The following is a 21,685-nucleotide window of genomic DNA, read 5'->3' as shown; positions in this document are numbered from 1 at the left end:
GTTATAACCCGGGACGACGGTAGCCTATAACGAGCGTTATAGCCAAGGGAGCGTGGATGACCGAGCAGTCCGCACGGGAGCAACTGGTCGCCGGCGCGGCCGACATGATCCGCCTGTCCCGGTCGAAAACTCGGGCGTACCAGCAGACGGAGCTTGCGCAGGATCTGGTGGAGGGGTCGGCCGGATCGTGGCCCGGCACGGCTGAGGGCGGGTGCTTACCTGCCAGGGGCAGGCGGCGTATGCGGGTGGGGCGGCGGTGTGTAGGTGTGGTCGGCCAGGCTGGCCGTTGCCAGAATGGACCTCTGGTGTCCGCACTGTGCAAGGAGTTGCCGGTATGCGAGTAGCTGTGGTTGGGGCCAGTGGGCGGATCGGATCCTTGACCGTCGCCGCCTTGCAGCGCGATGGCCACGACGTCGTGCCCATCAGTCGGACTCACGGCGTGGACGTCGTCGCCGGCACCGGACTCGACGAGGCTCTGGCCGGGGTGGGCGCGGTCGTCGACACCACCAGCATCGAGGCTGCGACCGAGGCGGAGGCCGTCGGCTTCTTCACCACCGCCACCGCCAACCTGCTCGCCGCCGAACAGCGCGCCGGGGTCGGCCATCATGTCGTGCTGTCCATCGCCCGGGTGCGCACTGTGGCTGGCAACGCCCATCACGCGGGCAAGCGCGCCCAGGAGGATGCCGTCGAGGCCGGGCCGATCCCGTACACCATCGTCCCCGCGACGCAGTTCTACGACTTCCCCGGGATGGTGGCGGGGTGGGTCGAACACGACGGGGTCGCGCAGTTGCCGCCGCTGCTGATGCAGCCGATCGCCCCGGCCGACGTCGCCGATATCCTTGCCCGGGTCGTCGTGGGGGCGCCGCAGGGCTGGCACCGTGACATCGCCGGACCCGAGCCGCAGGACCTGATCGACATGGCTCGCCGCACGCTCGCTGTGCAGGGCAGGAGCATCCGGCTCGTGCCGACCTGGCACGGCGGCATCTTCGACGAGACCACGGCTGGCGACGTCCTGCTGCCCGCGGCCGACGCCGAGATAGCCCCCACGACCTTCGACGAGTGGCTGGCGGCTCAACGACGTTAGCGGGCCGCGATGGCGCCGCGTCGTGGCGCAGCGGGAGCGTAGTCGCTGGTTGGCGGGGCTACCGAATCTGTAGGCGTCGTCGCGAGCCCACCTGGTTGGTGGCTGTACCGCTCGAAAAGTCATCGCTGCAGAAGGAGCTCGGCAGCAAGGAGTGGCCGTTCAGCGAGAACCATGTGCTGGCCCGTGATCCGAAGCCGGCCGAGATCACCCGGATGAGCCCGCTTCACTGGCTCGCCTGAGAGCAGAGAGGCAGGCCTCCGAAGATCAGTCACCGGTAGCTGCCGACTGAGCCACTGATCAGCGAGTCGAAATCGTTCCATCAAGCCGCTCGTCTGGCAATCTCACGACTTCCGTCGCGTCTGTGTCGGGGGAGGGTTTCATGATCGACACAGGCTCTACTTACCGTACGCGGGTCGTCGTGACGGCGATCCTCGCGTGGGGCGCGGGATTGGCGTTGCAGGCCATGGTGTTCCGCTACGTCCTGGCTCATTGGGACGAGGTGCTGGTTTCGGTGCGTGCCAAGCACATCTCTGGTCAGGAGATTGGTGAGGCCCTGACCAGAGATCTGTACACAGCGTTGCTGTACGTCTTCTTGTTGACCGGTGTCTTGTTGCTGGTGTTGCTCCCGGTCGTCGTGCGCCGCTCGAAGGCCGCCGCGATCGGGATTGTGGCCCTCGCCGCGCCGTACGCGGCCGTCGGTGTCTTCATGCAGGTCCGCTCGCTGGTCACCGACTGGGCGACCAGCCGTGACACGGCTCCCGCGCTGTCCCATGTCGGGCCGGAGTGGATGCGGTGGTCCAACACCGTGGGCGGTCTGCTGATCACGGTGGGCGCAATCGCCACGATTGCCGTGTTGTGTTCGCGTCGGCGGAGTTGAGCGGCGCCGGATCAGCGGGAGGCGATAAACCTGTGCTGGCCGAAAACTCGGTTACCGGTTCTGGCCTGGACTTTCACGCGGTAGGCCGAGTAGTCCACCGAGACACTGCCGGCGTTGAATCCGTCGAGCCGGCTGACCGGCTGAGCGGTCAGCCGCTCCGACACCACCACGTGGTCGGTGGCCCGATCCTCAGCACTGGGCTGCGGCGCGAACACCGCGGCTGTACGAGTACGGAGGGCCGTCCGAACTCCTGACGCCTGGGTGCTGACACGTCCAAGGTGGATGGCATACAGGCGGTTCGCCCATGACTGCTCGCCGAGGTCGAATATCCGCTTGCCCATGATGCTCGCACCGGTGCGCGATCAACTACCTGTCCGGCGACCCTGACCAAGCCGACGTTGAGTCCGACAATGGATTGGCCGCACTCAGAAGGATGATCACCGATCAGCACGGACTCTTGGAAGGGCATCATGTGTGAGGAACTGACCACGTCAACCGAGCACGAGGAGGCTCGCGCCCTGCTGACCAGGGTGGTGGCCGCTGGGCCTGCCCGAGGCACGGATACGGCCCCGTTACTGCGGACGCTTCGTCGCCGCTACATCTGGCAGCGTGGCACGGTAGCCGGAGTTGTTGCGCTCAGCGTGGTCGGCGCCGTCTCTGGTGCGATGGTGCTCGCCGGGTTGAGCCGCACACCGCAGGCCCCGGTTCTACCGGCCGCCTCCTCAAGTGCCGGGGCGCCGCCGTCGTGTTTCGTGGAGTCGGTCGCTGGCGCGGGGGATGGCCAGACGCCGCAGCCCGTTTCGCCATCGACGCCGCCACCGCCATGTCCACGCCCGGAATGGACCATTGATGACCGTGCACGTGCGCTCACCGCGGCACTTGACGCTGCCAAGGATAGGTTTCTGTCTGAGGGTATGACTGTCACGGAGGTATTCCAAAATAAGGGAAAGCCGGCGCAGAAGCCGTTCGAATTCTTGAAGCAGACCTATTTGTTGGACGTCGAGTACACTGCAAACGCCTATATCGGAGACGGTAAGGGTACACGTGCGGTCGTGGACCAGACTCACGCGCAATTCTCGGCCGAATTCCTTGAGACGTGGGTGGACGCCGTACGGCCGGATGGCACTGAGTTTCACCTGCGCAGGCTGAGCGTTTCGTCAGATCACACCTCGTGAGTACTTTGGCTGCCCTGGCACCCAATGTACTCACGAGGTGCTGGCGTTGCCGCGCAACAAATTCGGTTGCCCGAGCCAGCCTATGGAGCCGAAACCTGTGCAGTCCCAGTCACGCTGTGGGTGATGTGATCAGGTGCAGTGTCGGCGTGGTTGCGTTGGCGGGACGGGTGATGGCGAAGAGGCGTTTGGTGCCTTCGGCCCAGGTGAGTCCGCGAGAGGCGAGTACGCCGGTGTCGGTGATGTCGAGTGTCCTACTGGGATTGGCGCCACCGGTTTTGTAGGTGTAGGCGTCGTCGCGTGGGTTGCGTACTCCTGTGGCGATGTGCGTGCTGTTGGTGGATGCGGCGACGGAGTTGGGGTAGCTGCCGGTGTGGTAGCCGCCGGCGCGGGAGAGGTCGGTGGTGTTGAAGGCTTCGATTCCGTCGCGGGAGCCGGATGCGGTGTAGAGGGTGGCGCCGTCGGGGGACAGCGTGAGGTCGGTGAGGTCGCTGCCGACAACGGCTCCGGCGGCGCCGGATTCGAGTTTGCCTGCCGTGACGGTGTACACGTGGATGTTGCCGGGGCTCAACTCTGCCTGTCCGGCGACGAGCGGCCCGTCGCTGTCGGGCGTCGCGGTGAGCAGGGGAGCCTTCTGGTACAGGGTGTTGCCGTGCTGGTCGAGGCTGACCGTGGGTGGGGTCGCGGCGAGATCGAGTTTGCCGATGCCGCCGTTCCAGGTGTCATCGCAGCCGTAGCCGAACCAGATCGTGTTCTCGGTGCGGGCCAGGTGGGCCGGGCAGGTTTGGGCTCCGGTGCGGTAGCGGGCGGTTTCGGTGAGCGTGACAGTGTCGATGGCCGAGATCGCGTCGCCGGACGCGAGAGCGACGTAGACGGTCCTCGCATCAACGGACAGGGCGAGGCCGGACGCCCCGAATTGGTTGTTGATCGTCTTTTTGACGCGGGTGCTGAAGTCGGTGACCACGACGCCGTTGACGGTTTTCCCGCCGGTGACGAAGACCTGTTTGTGTACGTCGTCGGTGATCATATCGGCATAGCTGGGCAGTCCCAGTGAATTGTCCGAGACCGCGTACGCCGTTGGGGCCGCCGAGGCGAGGATGGTGACGACGGCTACGGACATGATTCTTCGGAACGTGTTCATCCCCCAGAACCCCCTTCTGGTATACCGGCATCGCAGTGATGTCGCAGCGCCGCAACGTATCGGGATCGCGGAAGAGTCAGACACCGCCATTCAGGGGACGGCGGTGTCCCATACTGTGGATATGTGCTGGTCATGGCATTGTCGTTTAGCGAATTTTTAGCGAGTGGCTTTGTCTCGATTTCTCACTTGGACCGCTCGTTGGCGGTGGGGAATCGGCTGAACGGAGGATAGGAACGGTGTTACGCCGGTTGTAGCGTCGTGCTCATAGGGCGTCGTGTGCGCCGGTCAAAGGGGGGCTTTGACGATCATGAATAGGTCTCGTGCGTTTATTTCCTGTGCGTTGATCATTTCGCTTGTTGCCAGCGTCGTGCAGCCGGGAATGGCGATGGCGCAGGCGCTGTCCGCGGCATCGGCTGGCGCTGCTGTCGCGCAGCCGAAGGTTGTTCCCACCCCGCCTGCACCGGAAGACGCGATTCCCCGGGTCGAGGTGCCGCCGGCCGGGTCCGCGCTGCCCGATGAGGTCAAGCGCGGGCCGGAGCAGGTGGATCGGCGAACGGCCACAGTCAAAGAGTTCGCGCTGGCCGACGGGCGTAGGCAGATGGAGGTGTCCCCGCGACCGGTGCACTATCGCGACGCGCAGGGCCAATGGCAGGAGATCGACACCCGGATCAGCAAGGCGGCCACCGGCACGGGGTACGCGTACGTCAACGAGCGCAACATGTTCACGAGCATGTTCGGCGCCGCTACCGACCGGCTGGCGATGTTCCGGCTTGGCGGACGTGAGGTCCGGTTGGGTGCCGCTGGGAAGTCCACAGTGGCCGAACCGAGCGCCCATGGCGACTCTGTCCACTTCCTGAACGTGTTCGGCGAGGCGGATGTCACCTACCAGGTGACGCCGGACGCGTTGAAGGAAAAGATCGTTCTGGACAAGGCCCCTGCGGACGCGACGTACACGTTCACGCTCGATCTCGCGGGTGTGCAGGCGCGGCAGCGCGAAGACGGATCGATCGCGTTCCTGCGACCGGATGGCGAGGGCGGCCCGGTGTTCGTGATGCCGAAGCCGTTCATGATCGATGCCCGGGATGACGCGAACTCACCGTACGGCAAGGCGTGGAGCGGCAAAGTCACCCAGACGATCAAGCCGGACGGCAACCGGTTCACCGTCACGGTCGCCGCGGACATGGCGTGGTTGCGAGCGCCGGAACGCAAGTACCCAGTGGTGATCGATCCGACCATCAAGATCCAGCCGACCGCCACGCAGGCGCAGGACGTGATGGTCACCTCCGACGAACCGGACCGCAATCACGACGGGACGTGGCGGTTGTCGGTCGGTACCACCGGCGCGGGCAGCGCACGCAGCCTGCTGAAGTTCGACCTGGCCGGCATTCCGGCCGGAACCCAATTGGATTCCGCCCAACTGCAGGTGTACTACGACCAGGATCACACCACCGGCGCCAACGATGTCGCGATCGAAGCGCGCCGCGTGACGGTGCCGTGGACTGAAGCAACCGCGACATGGAACTCGGTCAACAACGGATTCGCCGAGGTGGGGCAAAACCAGGAACTCGTCGACAACGCCGACACAGGCAAGACCGCCGTCAACGGGCAATGGCCGGTCACCGACACCGGTGACGCCGACCAAGCGGTCAACCACAGCTACCGGGTCAACCGCAACGCCGCGACGGGCGAGAGTTTCACCTGGGTACCGCGGTTGACCGAGCCGGGGGAGTACCAGGCAGAGGTGCACTACGTCGCCGGTGCGGACCGCGCGACCAACGCGCCGTACACCGTGCACCACGCCGGCGGTCAGCAAACAGTGAACGTGAACCAAACCAACGGCGCATGGAAACCCTTGGGAACGTGGTCCTTCAACGCCGGGACCGCGCACAAGATCGTGCTGGGTGACGTGTCGAACAAGGCCGTGGTCGCGGACGCGGTGCGGTTGACCAAGCCGGGTGTCCAGGTCAAGAAGGCCAACAAGGCCAACGTCTGGCACAGCTTCAGTGTCCGCAGCACCGTGCAGGACTGGCTGGCCGGCACGCAGCCGAACAACGGGTTCCTGCTCAAGGCGGTCGACGAAACCCTTGGCAGGGGAGGACCTCGCTACGAGGCGGCCGAGTACGCCTACAACGGCGAGACCGCACACACCCCGAAACTGCTGCTGACCTATGGCAAACCCGGTGCGGGCCTGGCGGCTCCGACCACGATCCGGGCCACCGGCGCGGACCTGACGTGGACCCCGTACGCGGGCGACGACATCGTCGAGTACCAGGTGCACCGCAGCATCTACCAGCGGTTCACTCCCTCGGCGGCCACGTTGGTTTCGCCGGTCAAGCCGGGCGCGACCAGCTATACCGACAGCACAGCCGAGCCGACCGCGGCCGACGACCCGCAGCCGTTCGGAAACGCCTTCTACTACGTCGTCGCGGTCAAAACCCGGGACGGTTCACTGATCCCGTCCCAGACCCAGCTGGTACGCCTGCCCAAGGCCGGCCGTGTGGTGAAGATCGTGCAAGGGGACGCCACCGACACGACGCTCACGGCCAAACAGCCTGACGCCGGCCATGACGCGTTGACCGGAGAGCCATGGCTGATGGCGGGCAACAGCAGCGGCACCTTCGGCACGTCACGGCCGGTCGTGCGGTTCGGCAACCTTGCCGGTGTCCCAGTTGGTGCACGGGTGGTCGACGCCGAGATCAGCATGTGGGGCTTCACATCCATTTCCGACAGTGCGGTCGGCAAGGCCGTCTATGAACTGCACGGGCTGAGTAAAACGTTCGACGAAACCACCGGAACGTGGAACCGGGCAAGTGGCTCGACCGCATGGACGACACCGGGTGGTGACTTCGACCCGGCCGTCTCGAGCACAGTCACCGGTGTCACCAACGATCCGAAGTGGCAGATCTGGAAGGCCCGCGATCTGGCACAACGCTGGGTGAACGATCCCACGACGAACCGCGGCGCGCTGGTCAAACTGGCAGGCGAAACCAGCCCGGCGGAGCGGACACTGTTTCTGTCCAGCGAGGCGGCTGAGCCGGAGCTGCGGCCACGACTGGTGGTCGTCTACACCGAGCAGACCGCTGAATCCACTTACTACGCCCCCACCACACCGAACCGGATGATCCCCGGTGACGAGTACACGGTCCCGGTCACCGTCACCAACACCACCGGCCTCGATTTGTCCACAAGGGACTGGGTGTTGTCGTACCACTGGGAACTGGCGGACGGCACGGATTACACCAACTCCGGCAACCGACTCGACACCCCGCTGCCGCGGGACCTGCCACCGGACGACGTGGCAACCCTGTCCGCACGGGTGAAGACACCCATACGCACCGACCAGGGCAACAAGCGTGAATCGTTCGTCTTGAAATGGGACCTGCGTAACAAAACCACAGGGAAGTGGTTGTCGCAGACCACAAAGGTACCGCCGCTGGCACAGAACGTCACCGTCGAGGACCCCACCTCGAACCAGCTGGGACTGGAGAAGTTCTACCAGTACGCGGGCAACAGCGCTGGTGCCGGCTCGAGTGTGGTCGTCAACCAGTACTCCGGCAACGCGGTATACGGCTACAACGCGCTCGCCATCCCTGGTCGTGGTCCTTCGTCGTTCCTACGAATGACCTACAACAGCCAGGACACGTCCAACTCGTACATCGGTTACGGCTGGTCGCTGTCCACCTCGACGGTCATGCGGGTCGGCACGCCACTGGAATTCCGGGACACCGACAGGTCCGGCCCGGGACACCCGGGCAAGATCCAGTTGGTCGACGGGGACGGCACGACACACACCTTCGAGCTGAACAAGCACGACAGCAACGATCCGCGGCTCTGGGACTACGACAAGCCGGCCGGTGTGCATCTGTATCTGCGCCGGGCGGGCGGTGACGACAAGACCCGGACCTGGGTCATGACCCGTCCCGACCGCACGCAGTTCCTCTTCGACGCCGACGGCTACCAGACCGCGACTGTCGACAAGAACGGCAACGAACTCACCTTCACCTACGAACGATCTGGCATTACCGGCCGCAACAGCGGGATCCTTAAGTACATCACGGACGCCACCGGCAGGCGGACGCTGGAACTGGAGTACTACCAGCGCGGCGACCAGTCCTACGACTACTTCACCGGCAACCGGAAGACCACCGGTTCGAACCTGACCAACGGCAAGATCACCAACCAGCTCAAGGCCATTGTGGACCTGTCAGGCCGGCGGCTCGAGCTCGTCTACAGCGACCGTGGGTTGCTGCAGGAGATCACCGACGGGGCGGGAACCGACAAGAAGAAGGTCTTCACCTTCTTCTACAACGACACCCTGCTGGACAAGAACACCAAGCTGGTGTCCGTCAGTGACCCCCGAGGCAACTCCACAGGACTGGCCTACCACGGCGACACGGCGCGCAAGTGGAAAGTCAGCGCGCTGACCGATCGCCGGCAGAAGAACACCGGCTTCGACTACCTGGACCCGGACGGCGACCGTGGGTCGGACATCGAATCCGTTGTCACGGACGCCAACCAGCATTCTTCGACCGTCCGCATCGACGGATTCGGCCGGCCCACAGTGCTGGCGAACGCCAAGAACGAACGCACCGAGCTGACGTGGGACGCCGACAACAACGTCCGGCGGATGGCCGAGGACGGCGGCCAGGCAGTCACCACATGGGTCTACGACCCGAAGACCGGCTATCCGACGGAGATCCGCGACGCGGAAGCCAATGCCGCGAACACCCCTCCGACGAGACTTGCCTACACCAGCGGTCTGGACGGCCATGTCGCGCAACCGGTCGAGAAGATCAGCCCCGAGGGCCGCAAATGGCTGTTCACCTACGACGTCCGGGGAAACCTTGTCGCGGTCACCGATCCCAAGGGCACGTCCACGCCGGCCGAATGGGACTACACCAGCACTTACACGTATGACGATTTCGGTCAGCTGATCAGAGCGACCGACGCGAACGAGAACCCCACAACCTACGGCGACTACGACGGCACCGGCTACCCGCGCAAGACCACCGACGCGTACGGTCACGACTCTCTGATCCAGTACGACGCACTCGGCAACGTGCTGAGGACTGTCGACGCGCGCAAGAAGGTCACGGAATACACCTACGACGTCTACGGCAGGCCACTCACCTCGAAGGTGCCGCTGGATGCTGACGCCGGTCAGCACATCTTCACCCCCGGCCCCGAGTACGACGCCAACGACAACGTCATCAAGACCATCTCGGCGAACAACGCGGTCAGCACCGCGACATACAACGAGACCGACCAGGTCACATCGACCAGCGCCCCGAAAGACAGTCCACAGGATCCGGTGAAGGTCACCTCGTTCGTCTACGACAACGTCGGCAACCTGACCCGTCAGACCGACCCCAAGGGCACCCTTACCCCACTGCCCGACGACTACACGACGACCAACGAGTACGACTCGCTCAACCGGGTCAGCGCCACGGTCGACGCCAACCGCAACAGGACCTCCTACACCTACGACAACGTCGGCAACCTCGTCTCGGTTGTCGACCCGATCAAGAACGCCACCGCGGATCCGAACGACTTCAGCACCAAATTCACCTACGACCTGAGACATCAGGTCAGGACGTCGACCGACGCGCTGGGCAACACCGCGAGCCAGAAGTACGACCGTGACGGAAACACGATCGAGTCGACCGACGAGGAGAACAACACCAGCTTCGCCAGACTCGACGCCCGGAGCGCGCTCGAAGAACTGTCCGTTCCCCGGGAGAAGGACAGCCAGGGCAACGTCCTCTACAGCAAGACCCGTTACGAGTACGACGAGGCTGGCAACAACACCAGAATCATCAGTCCGCGTGGTGTGGAGACAGCCGACGACCCGGACGACTTCGCCCAGGTGACTGTTTACGACAAACTCAACCGTGTCGTGGAGGAACTGACACCCTTCGACAAGGACGACGAACGCGTCAAGGCACCGGACAAGACCACATACGCCTACGACGAGGTCGGCAACCTCACGGAGGTCAGCACTCCGCCATCACAGGGTCAGACGATCCGCAACATCACCCGCGTCGGCTACTTCGACAACGGCTGGGCCCGCACGAGTACCGATCCGTGGAACATCACCACGTCCTACAAGTACGACGAACTGGGTGGTCAGAAGGAGCGGATCGTTGCCGCCGCCGGTGGTTCGGCCACCCGGGCGATCGGGTGGGAGTACTACCCGGACGGCAAACTGAAGTCCAGGTCGGACGATGGCGTGCCGGTCGGTAGGGACACGCTTGTGGTGGACAACTCCGATCCTGCGGCGGTGTTCACCGGAACCTGGGCGACGGCCGGCACCGGCCAGGATCACGAGGGCTTCGACTACCGGCACCACAACGCGGGCACTGGCACCGAAACCGCGACCTGGAACATCGATGTTCCGCGTAGCGGGACGTACGAGCTTTTCGTCCGCTACAACCGCACTGCCACCGCCACCAACGCGTCCTACACCATCCAGCACGACGGCGCAAGTACCACGAAGACAGTGGACCAGACTGTCCAGCCTGGACAGTGGGTGAGTCTCGGCGAGTACGCGTACACCGAAGACCAGATCCGCGCGGTGACGTTGACCGACAACGCCGACGGCACAGTCGTGGCCGACGCGATCAAGCTCGTCCGGGACGCGTCCGGCGAGGTGGACAACGAGCAGAAGAAGTTCGGTTACGTCTACGACCCGAACGACAACCTCGTGCAGATGACCGACGGCAGCCCTGGCGCCAAAGTGGACAGTTATGCCGTCGGCTACACCGGGCTGAACCAGCTGGCGAAGATCGAGGAGAAGCTCGGCGGCGTGGTCAAGAAGACCACCGCCTACACGTACGACCCGAACGGCAATCCCAAGACACAAACCCACGATGCCCAGAGCTCGACGTACGACTACGACGTACGCGACCTGATTGCGAAGGTCACGAGCACAGACACTGGCGGCACACCGCAGGCGACGTCGTACACCTACACGCCACGCGGGCAGAAGCACGTCGAGACCAAGGCCAACGGCAACGTCGTCACGTACACCTACGGTCTCGACCAACTGCGCCGCTCCAGCGTGGAGAAGAAGACGGGTGACATCGTGGTCAGCGAACACACGCTGGCCTACGACGCCAACGGCCAACGTGTCCGCGATGCCTCGAAGACCATGAACGCCGACAACAACTCGGCCTATCTCGACTTCGTGCACACGTACGTCTACGACCCGCGCGAGCGCGTCAGGTCGGTCACGAAGGCTGAGCCCGGCGGCAAGGTGCTCGAAACCGAGTCATATGCGCACGACGCGAACAACAACGTGGTGAACCAAACCCTCGAAGGCAAGAACACCACGTTCACCTATGACCGCAACCGCCTGGTCACATCCAAGACCGACCAGACCACCAGCGTCCACGCCTACGACCCGTTCGGCCGCCTGGACAAGGTGACCTCGGCGGGGAAGGTCTCGGAGAAGTACCGCTACGACGGCTTCGACCGCGTTGCCGAGCAACAGAAGCTCAAGCCGGGGACTGCCAACGAGCGGATCACGACCAGGTACGCCTACGACCCGATGGATCGGACCGTCACACGTACCGAGGGCGACAAGGAGACCAGCTTCGCGTACCTCGGCCTGTCCAACGAGGTACTGACGGAGGAACTGGAGGGCCGGCTCGACAAGTCCTACCAGTACAGCCCGACCGGTGAACGTCTGTCGCAGGTCACCCACAAGCAGGACGGCACCAAGGAGAGCGGCTACTACGGCTACAACGCGCACACCGATGTCGAAACCCTGACCAACGCCCAAGGTGCGACCAAAGCGACGTACGGCTACACGGCGTACGGCAACAACGACACCGAGAGCTTCACCGGGATCGACAAGCCGGAGCCACAGAACCCTACAAAAGAGGCGTACAACCCGTATCGCTACAACGGCAAACGCTGGGACAGCTCCACCGGCGACTACGACATGGGCTTCCGCAACTACAGCCCTGGCCGCAACAGCTTCCTCAGCCGCGACAACTACAACGGCGCTCTGGCCGACCTCGGCCTGGTCACCGATCCGTGGACTGGCAACCGATACGCGTTCGCGCACGGCAACCCCGTCAACCGCATTGAGTTGGACGGTCACATTGATCCGTACGAGTACGAATGCGGATACTCCGGCGCCGCCTGCGCGGAGCAGTCACCCGAGCAACAGGCACAAGCCGAGAAGGACATCGAACAGGCACGCCGGGAGAAGAACTGGCGTGAGGAGTACGACAAGGCCGTCGCCGACGTCGGTGCCAAGAAGCCGTGGGTTCCCAAGACGCTCGCCGACACCAGCCTGCCCGCCGACCACCACGTGCGGGCCTGGGCGGAGCACGAAGTGGCGGCGCGGTTCTGCGAGCGTGTGGGCGCGGCCGACTGCTTGAAGGCCAACGAGCACATCATGCTCCAGTCGACCGTCCTCGAACTGGTCAGCGTCGAACTGCCGGAGGGACAGACCGAGGAGGACGAGTCGACCCGGCTGGTGCGTGAGGCGACCGAACGCGTGCTGAACGGTGGCAAGGGCTTCGAGGATGTGCTCGACCAGCTTTCCGAGACCGAGCGGGCACTGTACGAGAAGAATGTGGCAGCCGGTTATTACAAGTATGCTCGCGGGCAACTCGGCACGGCTATTCACCGAGCCGTGTTCGAAGAACTCCGCGACACACATGGCGTACGCTTCGAGTACAACGCCAGCAACGGTCCAGACTTCTTGGATACCGAGGAGAACAAGAAGGTCGAGTTGACCAGCAAGGCCGCGTACAAGGCGCACATTGAGAAGAAGGGCCAGTACAGCAAGGCCACGTATGTGCTCTACAAGAGCCCGGGTAAAATGCCGGGAATCCCCGGTGTCAAAGGTGGTGGCACCCGGTGACAGGAGGCTCGATGACTGATGTTCCCGCGGATCGCCTGATACTGGATGCTGTTGAGCTTGATGATGCTGATTTCTCCGGGCGCGACTTGAAGTACGCGGGAGTCGTGAACGGTAGCACGCTGACGCGTTGCGACTTCAGTCGGTCGAAGTTCACCAGCGGCAGCCTCGGTGCAGGCTACGAGACGAGCACATTCGTGGAATGTGTGTTCGACCGGTGCACGATGAAGGATCTGTCGCCCGGTCGCGCGACGTTTGTGAACTGTTCCTTTCGGGATGTGAAGATCCGCAACTTCTTCTGTCACACAGCGCAGTTCGTGGACTGTACGTTCACTGGGCGGATCCGTAAGGCGATCTTTTCCGCCAGGCCTACGGCGACCACCAGGAACCTTGGTCGTGACCGGAATGAGTATCGTGGCAACGATTTCTCGGGTGCGCGGCTGGAGGACACATCTTTCCGGGGTGGGATCGATCTGGATCTGCAGCGGTTGCCCGAAGGTTCGGAGTATCTGATCGTGCGCAATGCTGGTGACGTGCTGGAGCGGGCGGTCGAGTACGTCGCGGCGTGGTCTGAGGAGGATCTCCGGCAGGACGCTTTGATCAAGCTGGGTGTCCTGGGCTCGAATGTGGAAGGGGGGCAGCGGGACCTCTTCGTCAACAGGGAGTTCCTCGGTGCTGCGGCGGACCGGCTGACGGCGCTGTTGTCGGCACCCTGAGGGCCGTCTCGTAACCCGGTGATCGGCTGGTGGATGGGCAGGCGGCCGGGTTGCTGCGTACCGGGTCTGTTCGAAGGTGCCGTCATGGCCGGACCAAGACTGAGTAGTCCTTGAGGTGGAACGGCAGGGTCAGGCTGCCGAAGTCAGGAAGGCCGTCCGAGCCGGCCTCCGATGGTTCGCCGCCGGACGGTGGTCCCGGCTTCGAATCGTATTCCAGCGCGGTGTTCTGATTGCGGGTCGCATAGTCGCGCAGTTCGTTCTCGTAGGCGATCGCCCCGGCAGCCGGATCGTCCCGATGTGTCGCGAGCTCGCCGGCCAGGACGTACGCGCCGAGCATCGCGACACTGGTGGCCTGCCCCGTCCCCAGGGAGACGGCGTAACCGGCGTCACCGACCAGCACGACGCGCCCTTGTGACCAGCTGTCCATGCGGACCTGGCTCAGCCGGTAGAAGTGGAAGTCGTCGGCGTCCATCATGTGGTCCACGAGCTGCGGAATCACCCAGCCGCCAGCCGCCATGCGCTCGGCCATCAACCGTTTCTGCCCGTCGAGGTCACCCAGGTCGTAGTCGGCACCCGCCGGGTCGCTGAAGCCGAGGTAAACCTTCGCGGGGGCATCCTTGCGCAACCCCATCACCAGCGCGCCGAGGTACGGCTCGTCCGGAAAGGTCTTCGCAGAGAAGGCCCGGGGCATTCTTGCGGACGTCTCGGCCGCCGTCGAAGAAGCCAGGGACATTGCCGAAGGCCGTCTGGGCACGGTAGTCATCGGGTTCGAGCAAGGGGCAACGTTCACCGGCGCGCTGGCCTCCCTCATGGCGGCGTTCCGGAGACGTGCTCCCCACGTCGGTCTCCAGCTGATCGCGATGAACAGCACCGAACAGTGGACCGCTCTGCACGACGGGACGATCTCTTTCGCCTACGGTTCGCGCCGCCCTGCCGACGAGACCCTGACGTCGATGGAGATGGCCACCGACCGCCTCGGGCTGTTGCTCGCGCTCGACCACCGGCTCGCGGCCCGCCCGGAAGTCCGGCTGGCGGACCTCGAGGGAGAACGGGTGATCCTCGAGCCGGGCGAGTCGCAGCCAGGGCTGCACGCGGACATCATTTCCGCGGTGCGCTCCCAGGAGGTCACGCTGGGTGGGCTTGCGGAAGTGGCTGATCTGGAGGCACTGCTGGCGCTGGTGGCGATCGGCGACGCGGTCACATTCCCGGCGAGCAGGACGGCGGACCTGGTGGCTCCGCTGAGCTCGGTGGTGTGGCGTCCGGTCGCCGATCTCCACCTCACCCTGTCCGAAGTGGTCACATGGCGGACGAAGGACGCGAAGCTACCGGTGGTACGGGCCCTCATCGACAGCGCCGCCACGTTGGGCAGCTGACCAGGTGGCTTTGGAGGGTCCGATGTAGAAAGGGTGTAGCCGGTCGGGGTGCGGCGCATGATGATGTGCTCTTCCAAGTGCGGGAAGAACTCGCCCACATCGCTGGGCAACACCCCCGTGCCGAAACACCGGGTCCTCACCGGGGGTTGCTGTTTCGGGTTTTTCCGAAGTAACCTGGTCGTGTGGTCGAGCCAGCGGGACTTGACGAACTGTTGCGGGCCATCGCCAGCAGTCATCGTCGGCGCATCCTGATGGCGACCTGGGACCGTGAACGGGGTGCGGGCGAGTTGGCCGAGCGGTTGGGCCTGGCTCCGGCCAGTGTGTCGGAGCACCTCAAGGTGTTGCGCAAGACTGGCCTCGTCGAGATGCGGGCCGATGGCACCCATCGGCTCTACCGGGCGTGCCCGCAACAGCTGGCGCACACCATCGATCTGCTGTCCCGTGCCTTTCCGATCAACCGTGACAGGAGCAGCCCGCCATGAGTGACAGATCAGTCCATCAAGCGAACTCAGTGGTGCACTTCGACATCAGCGGCGCCGATGATGGTGCGCTGCAACGGTTTTACGGCGGTCTGCTGAACTGGCAGGTCGATCCGAAAGGGCCCGGCTACACGTTGGTGCAAACCCCCGGCGGTCTGGCCGGGTCGATCGTGAGCGACCCGCAGCCCGCTGTCACCCTGGGAATCGCGGTCGATGACCTCGAGCGGACAGTCAGCCAGGCAACGGAACTGGGTGGCACCGTACACATGCCCCCGACCGACAACGGCTGGGTGACCAAAGCCCAGGTCAAGGACCCGGCGGGCAACATCCTGACTTTGATCCAGCGATGACCGCGGGCTATTCCGGTACGCCGCTGGCGAAGAAGATCGGGATCAAGCCGGGGCACCAGGTCCACCTGCACCACGGGCCGGACGATTGGGCGATCCCGGATGCCCCGGACACCTGCGCCATCGTCCGCGGCGACACAGCCGACGCCGACATCACGGTGGCGTTCTATCGTGCTGCCAATGACATCGCGGCAGAAGCGCCTGAACTGGTTCGCAGTCTGGCTGATCAAGCCATGCTGTGGATCGGCTGGCCCCGGCGCGCGGCCGGTCACGTCAGCGATGTCACCGAGAACACCTTGCGCGAGATCTTCCTTCCACTGGGGGTCGTCGATGTGAAGGTGGCCGCGCTCGGGGACGACTGGTCAGGGCTGAAGTTCGTTCGTCGCAAGGAGAACAGGACCTGAGCTCGGGTTCTGCATGGCCAGCCGCAGAACCGGCACTCGAACAGACCGGATGGTGCACGATGGATATACGGTCAACCTGCAGCAGATGGAGTCCTTCGCCGAGATGGTGCGACGGACGATCGGGAACTACGCGACCATCAACGACACGTTGGCCAAGGCGATCCCGCCAGGTGATCCCGAACTGTGACCGGTCCGTTGCGCTGATCGATCTAAATGGACACTGATAGGCACGCCGTCCGTGATGGCGTGTGCCGCCGTCGTAGATGAACGCCAGCATTGGCGGGTGATCTGTGCCTTCGGGCACGGATTCGATGCCCAACAGGCGTCCGATGTGGACATCGAGGGCGACTTCACGGCGAGCGCCTGCGGGTGGTGATTCGCCAGCGAATCCGCGTCCTTGGACACTTCGACGCGTTCTGTTGCGGCGCAGGTCATTGGCTGCCATCAGGTGTCGTCGTGCCTCGTGGGTTTCTTCGTCGTGTCCGTCCATCCGGTGTCGAGCAAGGCGAAGATCCGGTCGAGTGCGGACTCGGCGTCGTCCCGCCCTCGGGCGAGGGCGACGGCTTCGAGGGCGAAGTGGGCCAGCGCCTGGCAGCCGGCGTCGTCCTCGGGTAGCCCGGTGTCGGCGGCGATCGCTGCGGCCAAGGCGTTCTCGTGGCGCAGCCACATACGGCGGAAGTACTCACGCAGTGGGGGAGTGGTGTCGATCAGGCGGAGGAAGTCGGCCAGGCGTGGGTCGGTGTGGACCTGCGGGGAGCGTTCGTCGCGCAGCAGTTGGCGCAGTGCCTGGGGGATGGACTGGCCGGCTGGGCGCTCGCGGACCGCGGTGACGAGCGCGGTCTCGCGGTCGGCGTCTTGGTCGAAGACCAGTGCTTCTTTGCCGTCAGGGAAGTGTTTGAACAGGGTGGCCACCGAGACGTCGGCGGTGTCGGCGATCTCCCGCACGCCGACCGCGTCGTAGCCCCGCTCCAGGAACAGCGCCAGTGCGGCGTCGGCCAAGGCCTGGCGAGTGGCGGCCTTCTTGCGCTCGCGGCGTCCTGCCTCAGTCATGTCTCCACTCTAACCTCCGTGTTGAACGGGTCGAAACATAGAACCGTTCGATTTGTAGAACAGTTCTATGTATGGTGTGCGGAGTCGGACCGTCCGGCCTGCTCCCACCGGCGACGAACACGCCGCCGCAGCACCCGTGGAAGGACTCACCCCATGACAACCTCACCCCGCATCGCCATAGTCGGCGGCGGCCCCGCCGGCTTGATGTGCGCTCGCGTCCTGCAGGGACACGGCTTCCAACCGGCGGTGTACGACGCGGACGCCGCCGTGGACTCCCGAGACCCAGGAGGGTCACTCGACCTGCATGCCGACGCAGGCCAGATCGCGTTGGAGGACGCCGGGCTGCTGGACGCGTTCCTGGCGTTGTCCCGGATGGAAGGCCAGGCCAAGAGCCGCCGCGACCACCATGGCACCGTCCTGGCCGAGTTCACTCCCGCTGAAGGCGACGAGGCCGCTCCCGAGATCGACCGCGGCCAGCTGCGGAGCATGCTGTACGAGCACTTGGCGCCCGGCACGGTCCACTGGGGACACAAACTGGTGCGCGCGACCCCGCTCGGAGACGGGACGCACCGCTTGGAGTTCGCCAACGGTGCCAGCGCGGAAGCCGACCTCGTCATCGGCGCCGATGGCGTGTGGTCACCGGTTCGCCGGCTGCTCACCGACGCGGTGCCGCAGTATTTCGGCGTCCACTTCCTCGACGCCCGATTCGACGACGTGGACACCAGGCACCCCGAAGTCGCCGCGATCGTGGGCGAGGGCCACATGTTCTCCACCGACGGCGACGGCCGCGCGGTGATCGTCCAGCGCAACAGCAACGGTGTGGTCCGCGGCCACATAGCCTTCCGCGCCGAACTCGACTGGCACGTCACGGCCGGCGTGGACCTCACCGACCGCGAGGCGATCCGGTCCCACCTGTTGCGGGAGTTCAGCGAATGGTCCGCGGTCATGCGCCCACTGATCACCGGCAACGACGGCGACTACGTGCAGCGCAGCTTCTGGGCTCTGCCCGCTCCGCTGACGTGGGACCACGTCCCCGGTGTCACCCTGATCGGCGGCGCGGCCCACCTGATGGCACCCTTCGGCGGCCACGGCACGAATCTCGCGTTGCTCGACGGCGCGGAACTCGCACACGCCATCAAGAAGGAGAGCAGTCTCGACGACGCGGTCGCACGCTACGAGTCAGCGATGTTCCCGCGATCCGGGGAACTCGCCGTCAGCTCGAACACCGCGCTCAAGCGCTTCTTCGCCACGACGTCCCCGGACGCCCCGCACCTTCCCCCGGACCACGCGCGGGAACACCAGAACTACCAGACCAGGGCGGCGGAATACCGACGCCGTCAAGCCGAAAACGAGCAGTAGACGGATCGACAGCGGCCGCACCCAGTGCCAGCGCGCGGTGTCCGACCGGCACGCACGCGGGCGTAGGCTTTCAGGGATGCGGATCGGCGAGCTGTCCAAGCGCACGGGCGTGAGTCCGCGCTCACTGCGGTACTACGAAGAGCAAGGCTTGCTGACGAGCTCACGCTCCGACGCCGGGCAGCGTCACTACTCCGATGCCGAGGTCGAGCGTGTGTCGCTCATCCGGCAGCTGTTCGACGCGGGTATGTCCAGCCAGGTGATCGCGGCTGTGCTGCCGTGCGTGGAGACACCCAGTGATCCGGATGTCGTCGAGCTGGCGTTCGCGACGATGACGCGCGTGCGCGACCGGATCGATGCCGACATCGCGCACCTGATCCAGACCCGAGATGCGCTTGACGTGCTGATCGAAGCCAACAGTCGGCACCGGGCGGGGCTGTCCACTACCTCGGAACCGGTGCCACGGTCGGCCTGATGCTGTGACCTGCACCTCAGCCGGTTGCCTCTTACATCGGTGTGAGCGGTGAGGATGGCCGCAGAGCCCGGAACCACCGGGCCGGTCATGCGGGAGGCGGCAGAAGATGGGGCAGGCGTGGGGTTTCGGCAGGTATGGCGGGCCCGAGGTGCAGGAGTTCTTCGATCGTCCCGATCCGGTCCCCGGTCGCGGTGAGGTGCTGATCCGGGTCGAGGTCGCCGGTGTGAACCCTCTCGACCACCTGCTGCGCTCGGGTCTGGTCTCCGGGCTCGACGGCGGGCGTCCGTTTCCCCTCGTGCTGGGCATGGAAGCGGCGGGAACCGTTCTCGCCCTGGGCGAGGACGTCGACGGGCTCGAGGTGGGTGACGCGGTCTTCGGCTTCGCACTCACCGGTGGCGGCACCCACGCCGAGACGACGGTGCTGTCCGCGCCGAACACCGCGCGTATTCCGGCAGGTCTGTCTGCGACCGTGGCGGCAACGCTGCCAGTGGCTGGCACGACCGCAGTGGATGCGCTCGACCAGCTCGGTCTCCCGGCCGGTGCCACGGTCCTGGTCAACGGGGTCGGGGGAGGGGTCGGTCTCGCCGTCGCCCGGCTGGCCGTCGGACGCGAGCTGCGTGTGATCGGCACCGGGAGTACCGCCAAGCGCGAGCACGCCGAGGCCGTCGGGGTGCGGTTCATCGACTACACCGCAGGGGACGTCGTCGCCGCGGCACGCGAGCTGGTTCCGGACGGCTTCGACGGGATCGTCGACCTGGTCGGAGGAGCCTCGCTGCGGACGGTCGCCCCACTGGCCCGGGATCCTCGTAACGTCATCGCCGTGGGCGATATGTCTGTGCCCGATCTCGGTGGGCGTGTCGTTGAGCGTCGCCTCGACCGCGAGAACCTGGAGCGGTCCGCCCGGCTGGCCCTCGACGGAGTCCTCACACCTGTGATCACCGCGGTCCACCCGCTCTCCGACGCCCCGGCCGCCCTTGCCACCGTGGAGAACGGCCACGCTTCAGGCAAGGTTGTCATCAAGGTGGCATGAGACGCCGTCAGGCTCTGACCGGGACACTGCTTGCCTTCAGCACGTTCTGGGCGGGCTTCGTGGCGCGTCCGATCGGCGGGGTGCTCGCCGGGCACTTCGGTGACAAGTACGGCCGCAAGCCGGTTGTCGTGACGTGCCTGGCGCTCATGGGTGCGGCGACCTTCCTGATCGGCTGCCTGCCCAGTGCGTCGGCCGTGGGCGCGCTGGCGCCGATTCTGCTGGTCACACTGCGCTTCCTGCAGGGGCTCGCGGCCGGCGGCCAGTGGGGCGGAATCATACTGCTGCTCACCGAGTCCGTCGGCCCCAAGCGGCGCGGTTTCGCCGGAACCTTCGGGCAGGTCAGCGTTCCGGTCGCGGTGATCCTGTCGAACCTGATCTTCGTGGCCGCCGGCGCCCTGCTGCCGGACGACGCCTTCCTCAGCTGGGGCTGGCGCATTCCCTTCCTGGTCAGCATCGTGATGTTCGTGGTGGTGCTCTACATCCAGGCCAAAGTGGAGGACACACCGGAGTTCCGCGAGCTGCAGCGCAACGTCTCCAAGCCGCGGGACGCGGTGGTCCGCGCTCCGCTGGCCAAGGTCATCCGGAGCAAGTGGGCGAGGATTCTGCTCGGTTGCGGGATCCTCTCGGCGACCAACAGCCTTTTCTACGTCAGCATCTCCGGTCTGCTGAGCTACGGCACCAACTCCCTTGGCCTGCAGCGCAACCTGCTGCTCGCGGTCGTGCTGCTCAGTTCCGTGGCGATGCTCGTGGTCATCCCCTGGTCGGGCCACATCTCCGACAAGGTGGGCCGCCGGCCGCTGATCCTGATCGGTGGCCTGGGCGTGGCGGTGTGGGCCTTTCCGTACTTCTGGCTCGTCGACACCGCGTCGCTGCCGTTGATCTTCGTCGCGGTGCTGGTGGGCTTCGTGTTCCAGACCCTCACCTACGGCCCGATCGCCAGCTTCCTCGGCGAGCTCTTCGCGCCCAACGTCCGCTACTCGGGTGCGTCGTTGTCCTACCAGCTCTCGGCGATCATCGTCAGCGGTGGCACGCCGTTCCTCATGACAGCACTCATCGCGAACACCGGGAGCACCATGCCGGTCGCCGCCTACATCATGGCGATGGGGCTGATCACCTTCGTCAGCGCGTGGTTCCTGCCCGAGACGAACACCGCTGAGATCCGTAACGATCCGCAGGCCATCCCGGGAACGCACCTTTACCACTGAAAAAGGGGCCAGCGTGAGTACAACACCGACTCGTCGGCTCGCCGCGCTGGCGGCTACGGTTCTGTTGCCGGCCGCGATCCTTTTGCTCGGCACGGAATCCG

The 21,685-nt window shown here is 65.1% G+C and carries 19 protein-coding genes; 15 read left to right on the top strand and 4 right to left on the bottom strand.

Features of this window, described 5'->3' with window-relative positions; genetic code table 11:
- Positions 1-56 precede the first annotated feature (56 nt).
- From JOF56_RS43875 to JOF56_RS43860, 4 genes are all read left to right on the top strand, one after another.
- Complete coding sequence (locus tag JOF56_RS43875) at positions 57-344, top strand: hypothetical protein (RefSeq protein WP_209645475.1); 288 nt, start codon at positions 57-59, stop codon at positions 342-344.
- Entirely contained in the window at positions 335-1,084 is a 750-nt protein-coding gene (locus JOF56_RS43870) for an SDR family oxidoreductase (protein WP_209645474.1), read from the top strand. Before JOF56_RS43875 ends, JOF56_RS43870 begins: the two co-directional genes overlap by 10 nt.
- Positions 1,085-1,182: 98 nt before the next feature.
- Complete coding sequence (locus tag JOF56_RS43865; protein ID WP_209645473.1) at positions 1,183-1,323, top strand: hypothetical protein; 141 nt, start codon at positions 1,183-1,185, stop codon at positions 1,321-1,323.
- Positions 1,324-1,463: 140 nt separating this feature from the next.
- Complete coding sequence (locus tag JOF56_RS43860; RefSeq protein ID WP_209645472.1) at positions 1,464-1,961, top strand: hypothetical protein; 498 nt, start codon at positions 1,464-1,466, stop codon at positions 1,959-1,961.
- Positions 1,962-1,972: 11 nt separating this feature from the next.
- On the opposite strand, the gene JOF56_RS43855 is transcribed toward JOF56_RS43860, so the two are convergent.
- Complete coding sequence (locus tag JOF56_RS43855; protein WP_209645471.1) at positions 1,973-2,302, bottom strand: hypothetical protein; 330 nt, start codon at positions 2,300-2,302, stop codon at positions 1,973-1,975.
- 943 nt (positions 2,303-3,245) lie between these two features.
- Positions 3,246-4,253, bottom strand: coding sequence for a YncE family protein (locus tag JOF56_RS43850; protein ID WP_209645470.1), 1,008 nt, complete (start codon positions 4,251-4,253; stop codon positions 3,246-3,248).
- A 361-nt stretch (positions 4,254-4,614) separates the two neighbouring features.
- Between JOF56_RS43850 and JOF56_RS43845 the strand changes: the two genes are divergently transcribed.
- Positions 4,615-13,152 carry a golvesin C-terminal-like domain-containing protein gene (locus JOF56_RS43845; protein WP_209645469.1) on the top strand — a complete coding sequence of 2,846 codons (8,538 nt, stop codon included), beginning with the start codon at positions 4,615-4,617 and terminating at the stop codon, positions 13,150-13,152.
- An 11-nt stretch (positions 13,153-13,163) separates the two neighbouring features.
- Complete coding sequence (locus tag JOF56_RS43840) at positions 13,164-13,865, top strand: pentapeptide repeat-containing protein (protein ID WP_209645468.1); 702 nt, start codon at positions 13,164-13,166, stop codon at positions 13,863-13,865.
- 82 nt (positions 13,866-13,947) lie between these two features.
- Here the strand turns inward: JOF56_RS43840 and JOF56_RS43835 are convergent, their stop codons facing one another.
- Positions 13,948-14,490 carry a Rossmann-fold NAD(P)-binding domain-containing protein gene (locus JOF56_RS43835; RefSeq protein ID WP_209645467.1) on the bottom strand — a complete coding sequence of 181 codons (543 nt, stop codon included), beginning with the start codon at positions 14,488-14,490 and terminating at the stop codon, positions 13,948-13,950.
- Between JOF56_RS43835 and JOF56_RS43830 the strand changes: the two genes are divergently transcribed.
- The 5 genes from JOF56_RS43830 (at position 14,483) to JOF56_RS43810 (ending at position 16,655) form a co-directional block, all read left to right on the top strand.
- Positions 14,483-15,238, top strand: coding sequence for a LysR family substrate-binding domain-containing protein (locus JOF56_RS43830; RefSeq protein ID WP_209645466.1), 756 nt, complete (start codon positions 14,483-14,485; stop codon positions 15,236-15,238). The two genes, JOF56_RS43835 and JOF56_RS43830, sit on opposite strands and share 8 nt — an antisense overlap.
- 182 nt (positions 15,239-15,420) lie before the next feature.
- A complete protein-coding gene (locus JOF56_RS43825) occupies positions 15,421-15,720 on the top strand; it encodes an ArsR/SmtB family transcription factor (RefSeq protein WP_209645465.1) in 300 nt (99 codons plus the stop codon).
- Positions 15,717-16,067, top strand: coding sequence for a VOC family protein (locus JOF56_RS43820; RefSeq protein ID WP_209645464.1), 351 nt, complete (start codon positions 15,717-15,719; stop codon positions 16,065-16,067). The genes JOF56_RS43825 and JOF56_RS43820 overlap by 4 nt, the downstream gene beginning before the upstream one ends.
- Positions 16,064-16,468 carry a hypothetical protein gene (locus JOF56_RS43815; RefSeq protein WP_209645463.1) on the top strand — a complete coding sequence of 135 codons (405 nt, stop codon included), beginning with the start codon at positions 16,064-16,066 and terminating at the stop codon, positions 16,466-16,468. The genes JOF56_RS43820 and JOF56_RS43815 overlap by 4 nt, the downstream gene beginning before the upstream one ends.
- Positions 16,469-16,481: 13 nt before the next feature.
- The gene (locus JOF56_RS43810; RefSeq protein WP_209645462.1) at positions 16,482-16,655 is read left to right on the top strand and encodes a hypothetical protein; all 174 of its coding nucleotides are present in this window, start codon (positions 16,482-16,484) and stop codon (positions 16,653-16,655) included.
- A gap of 257 nt (positions 16,656-16,912) precedes the next feature.
- Here the strand turns inward: JOF56_RS43810 and JOF56_RS43805 are convergent, their stop codons facing one another.
- Positions 16,913-17,518 carry a TetR/AcrR family transcriptional regulator gene (locus JOF56_RS43805; RefSeq protein WP_209645461.1) on the bottom strand — a complete coding sequence of 202 codons (606 nt, stop codon included), beginning with the start codon at positions 17,516-17,518 and terminating at the stop codon, positions 16,913-16,915.
- A 153-nt stretch (positions 17,519-17,671) separates the two neighbouring features.
- On the opposite strand from JOF56_RS43805, the gene JOF56_RS43800 reads away from it, so the two are divergent.
- From JOF56_RS43800 to JOF56_RS43785, 4 genes are all read left to right on the top strand, one after another.
- Positions 17,672-18,877, top strand: a complete 1,206-nt coding sequence (locus JOF56_RS43800; RefSeq protein ID WP_209645460.1) for an FAD-dependent oxidoreductase — start codon at positions 17,672-17,674, stop codon at positions 18,875-18,877.
- Positions 18,878-18,953: 76 nt separating this feature from the next.
- Positions 18,954-19,349, top strand: coding sequence for a MerR family transcriptional regulator (locus JOF56_RS43795; RefSeq protein ID WP_209645459.1), 396 nt, complete (start codon positions 18,954-18,956; stop codon positions 19,347-19,349).
- A 106-nt stretch (positions 19,350-19,455) separates the two neighbouring features.
- A complete protein-coding gene (locus JOF56_RS43790; RefSeq protein WP_209645458.1) occupies positions 19,456-20,379 on the top strand; it encodes an NADP-dependent oxidoreductase in 924 nt (307 codons plus the stop codon).
- Positions 20,376-21,584 carry an MFS transporter gene (locus JOF56_RS43785; RefSeq protein ID WP_209645457.1) on the top strand — a complete coding sequence of 403 codons (1,209 nt, stop codon included), beginning with the start codon at positions 20,376-20,378 and terminating at the stop codon, positions 21,582-21,584. Before JOF56_RS43790 ends, JOF56_RS43785 begins: the two co-directional genes overlap by 4 nt.
- Positions 21,585-21,685 lie beyond the last annotated feature (101 nt).

This window comes from Kibdelosporangium banguiense (assembly GCF_017876405.1).
In the GTDB taxonomy this organism is placed as follows: domain Bacteria; phylum Actinomycetota; class Actinomycetes; order Mycobacteriales; family Pseudonocardiaceae; genus Kibdelosporangium; species Kibdelosporangium banguiense.
Note: the sequence above shows the minus strand (reverse complement) of the source record. Positions and strands in the feature narration are given on the sequence as shown.

Coding starts and splice junctions, on each gene's coding strand:
- JOF56_RS43875 (WP_209645475.1), top strand. CDS start 57: ATGACCGAGCAGTCCGCACGGGAGCAACTGGTCGCCGGCGCGGCCGAC.
- JOF56_RS43870 (WP_209645474.1), top strand. CDS start 335: ATGCGAGTAGCTGTGGTTGGGGCCAGTGGGCGGATCGGATCCTTGACC.
- JOF56_RS43860 (WP_209645472.1), top strand. CDS start 1,464: ATGATCGACACAGGCTCTACTTACCGTACGCGGGTCGTCGTGACGGCG.
- JOF56_RS43855 (WP_209645471.1), bottom strand. CDS start 2,302: ATGGGCAAGCGGATATTCGACCTCGGCGAGCAGTCATGGGCGAACCGC.
- JOF56_RS43850 (WP_209645470.1), bottom strand. CDS start 4,253: ATGTCCGTAGCCGTCGTCACCATCCTCGCCTCGGCGGCCCCAACGGCG.
- JOF56_RS43840 (WP_209645468.1), top strand. CDS start 13,164: ATGACTGATGTTCCCGCGGATCGCCTGATACTGGATGCTGTTGAGCTT.
- JOF56_RS43820 (WP_209645464.1), top strand. CDS start 15,717: ATGAGTGACAGATCAGTCCATCAAGCGAACTCAGTGGTGCACTTCGAC.
- JOF56_RS43815 (WP_209645463.1), top strand. CDS start 16,064: ATGACCGCGGGCTATTCCGGTACGCCGCTGGCGAAGAAGATCGGGATC.
- JOF56_RS43810 (WP_209645462.1), top strand. CDS start 16,482: ATGGCCAGCCGCAGAACCGGCACTCGAACAGACCGGATGGTGCACGAT.
- JOF56_RS43805 (WP_209645461.1), bottom strand. CDS start 17,518: ATGACTGAGGCAGGACGCCGCGAGCGCAAGAAGGCCGCCACTCGCCAG.
- JOF56_RS43800 (WP_209645460.1), top strand. CDS start 17,672: ATGACAACCTCACCCCGCATCGCCATAGTCGGCGGCGGCCCCGCCGGC.
- JOF56_RS43795 (WP_209645459.1), top strand. CDS start 18,954: ATGCGGATCGGCGAGCTGTCCAAGCGCACGGGCGTGAGTCCGCGCTCA.
- JOF56_RS43790 (WP_209645458.1), top strand. CDS start 19,456: ATGGGGCAGGCGTGGGGTTTCGGCAGGTATGGCGGGCCCGAGGTGCAG.
- JOF56_RS43785 (WP_209645457.1), top strand. CDS start 20,376: ATGAGACGCCGTCAGGCTCTGACCGGGACACTGCTTGCCTTCAGCACG.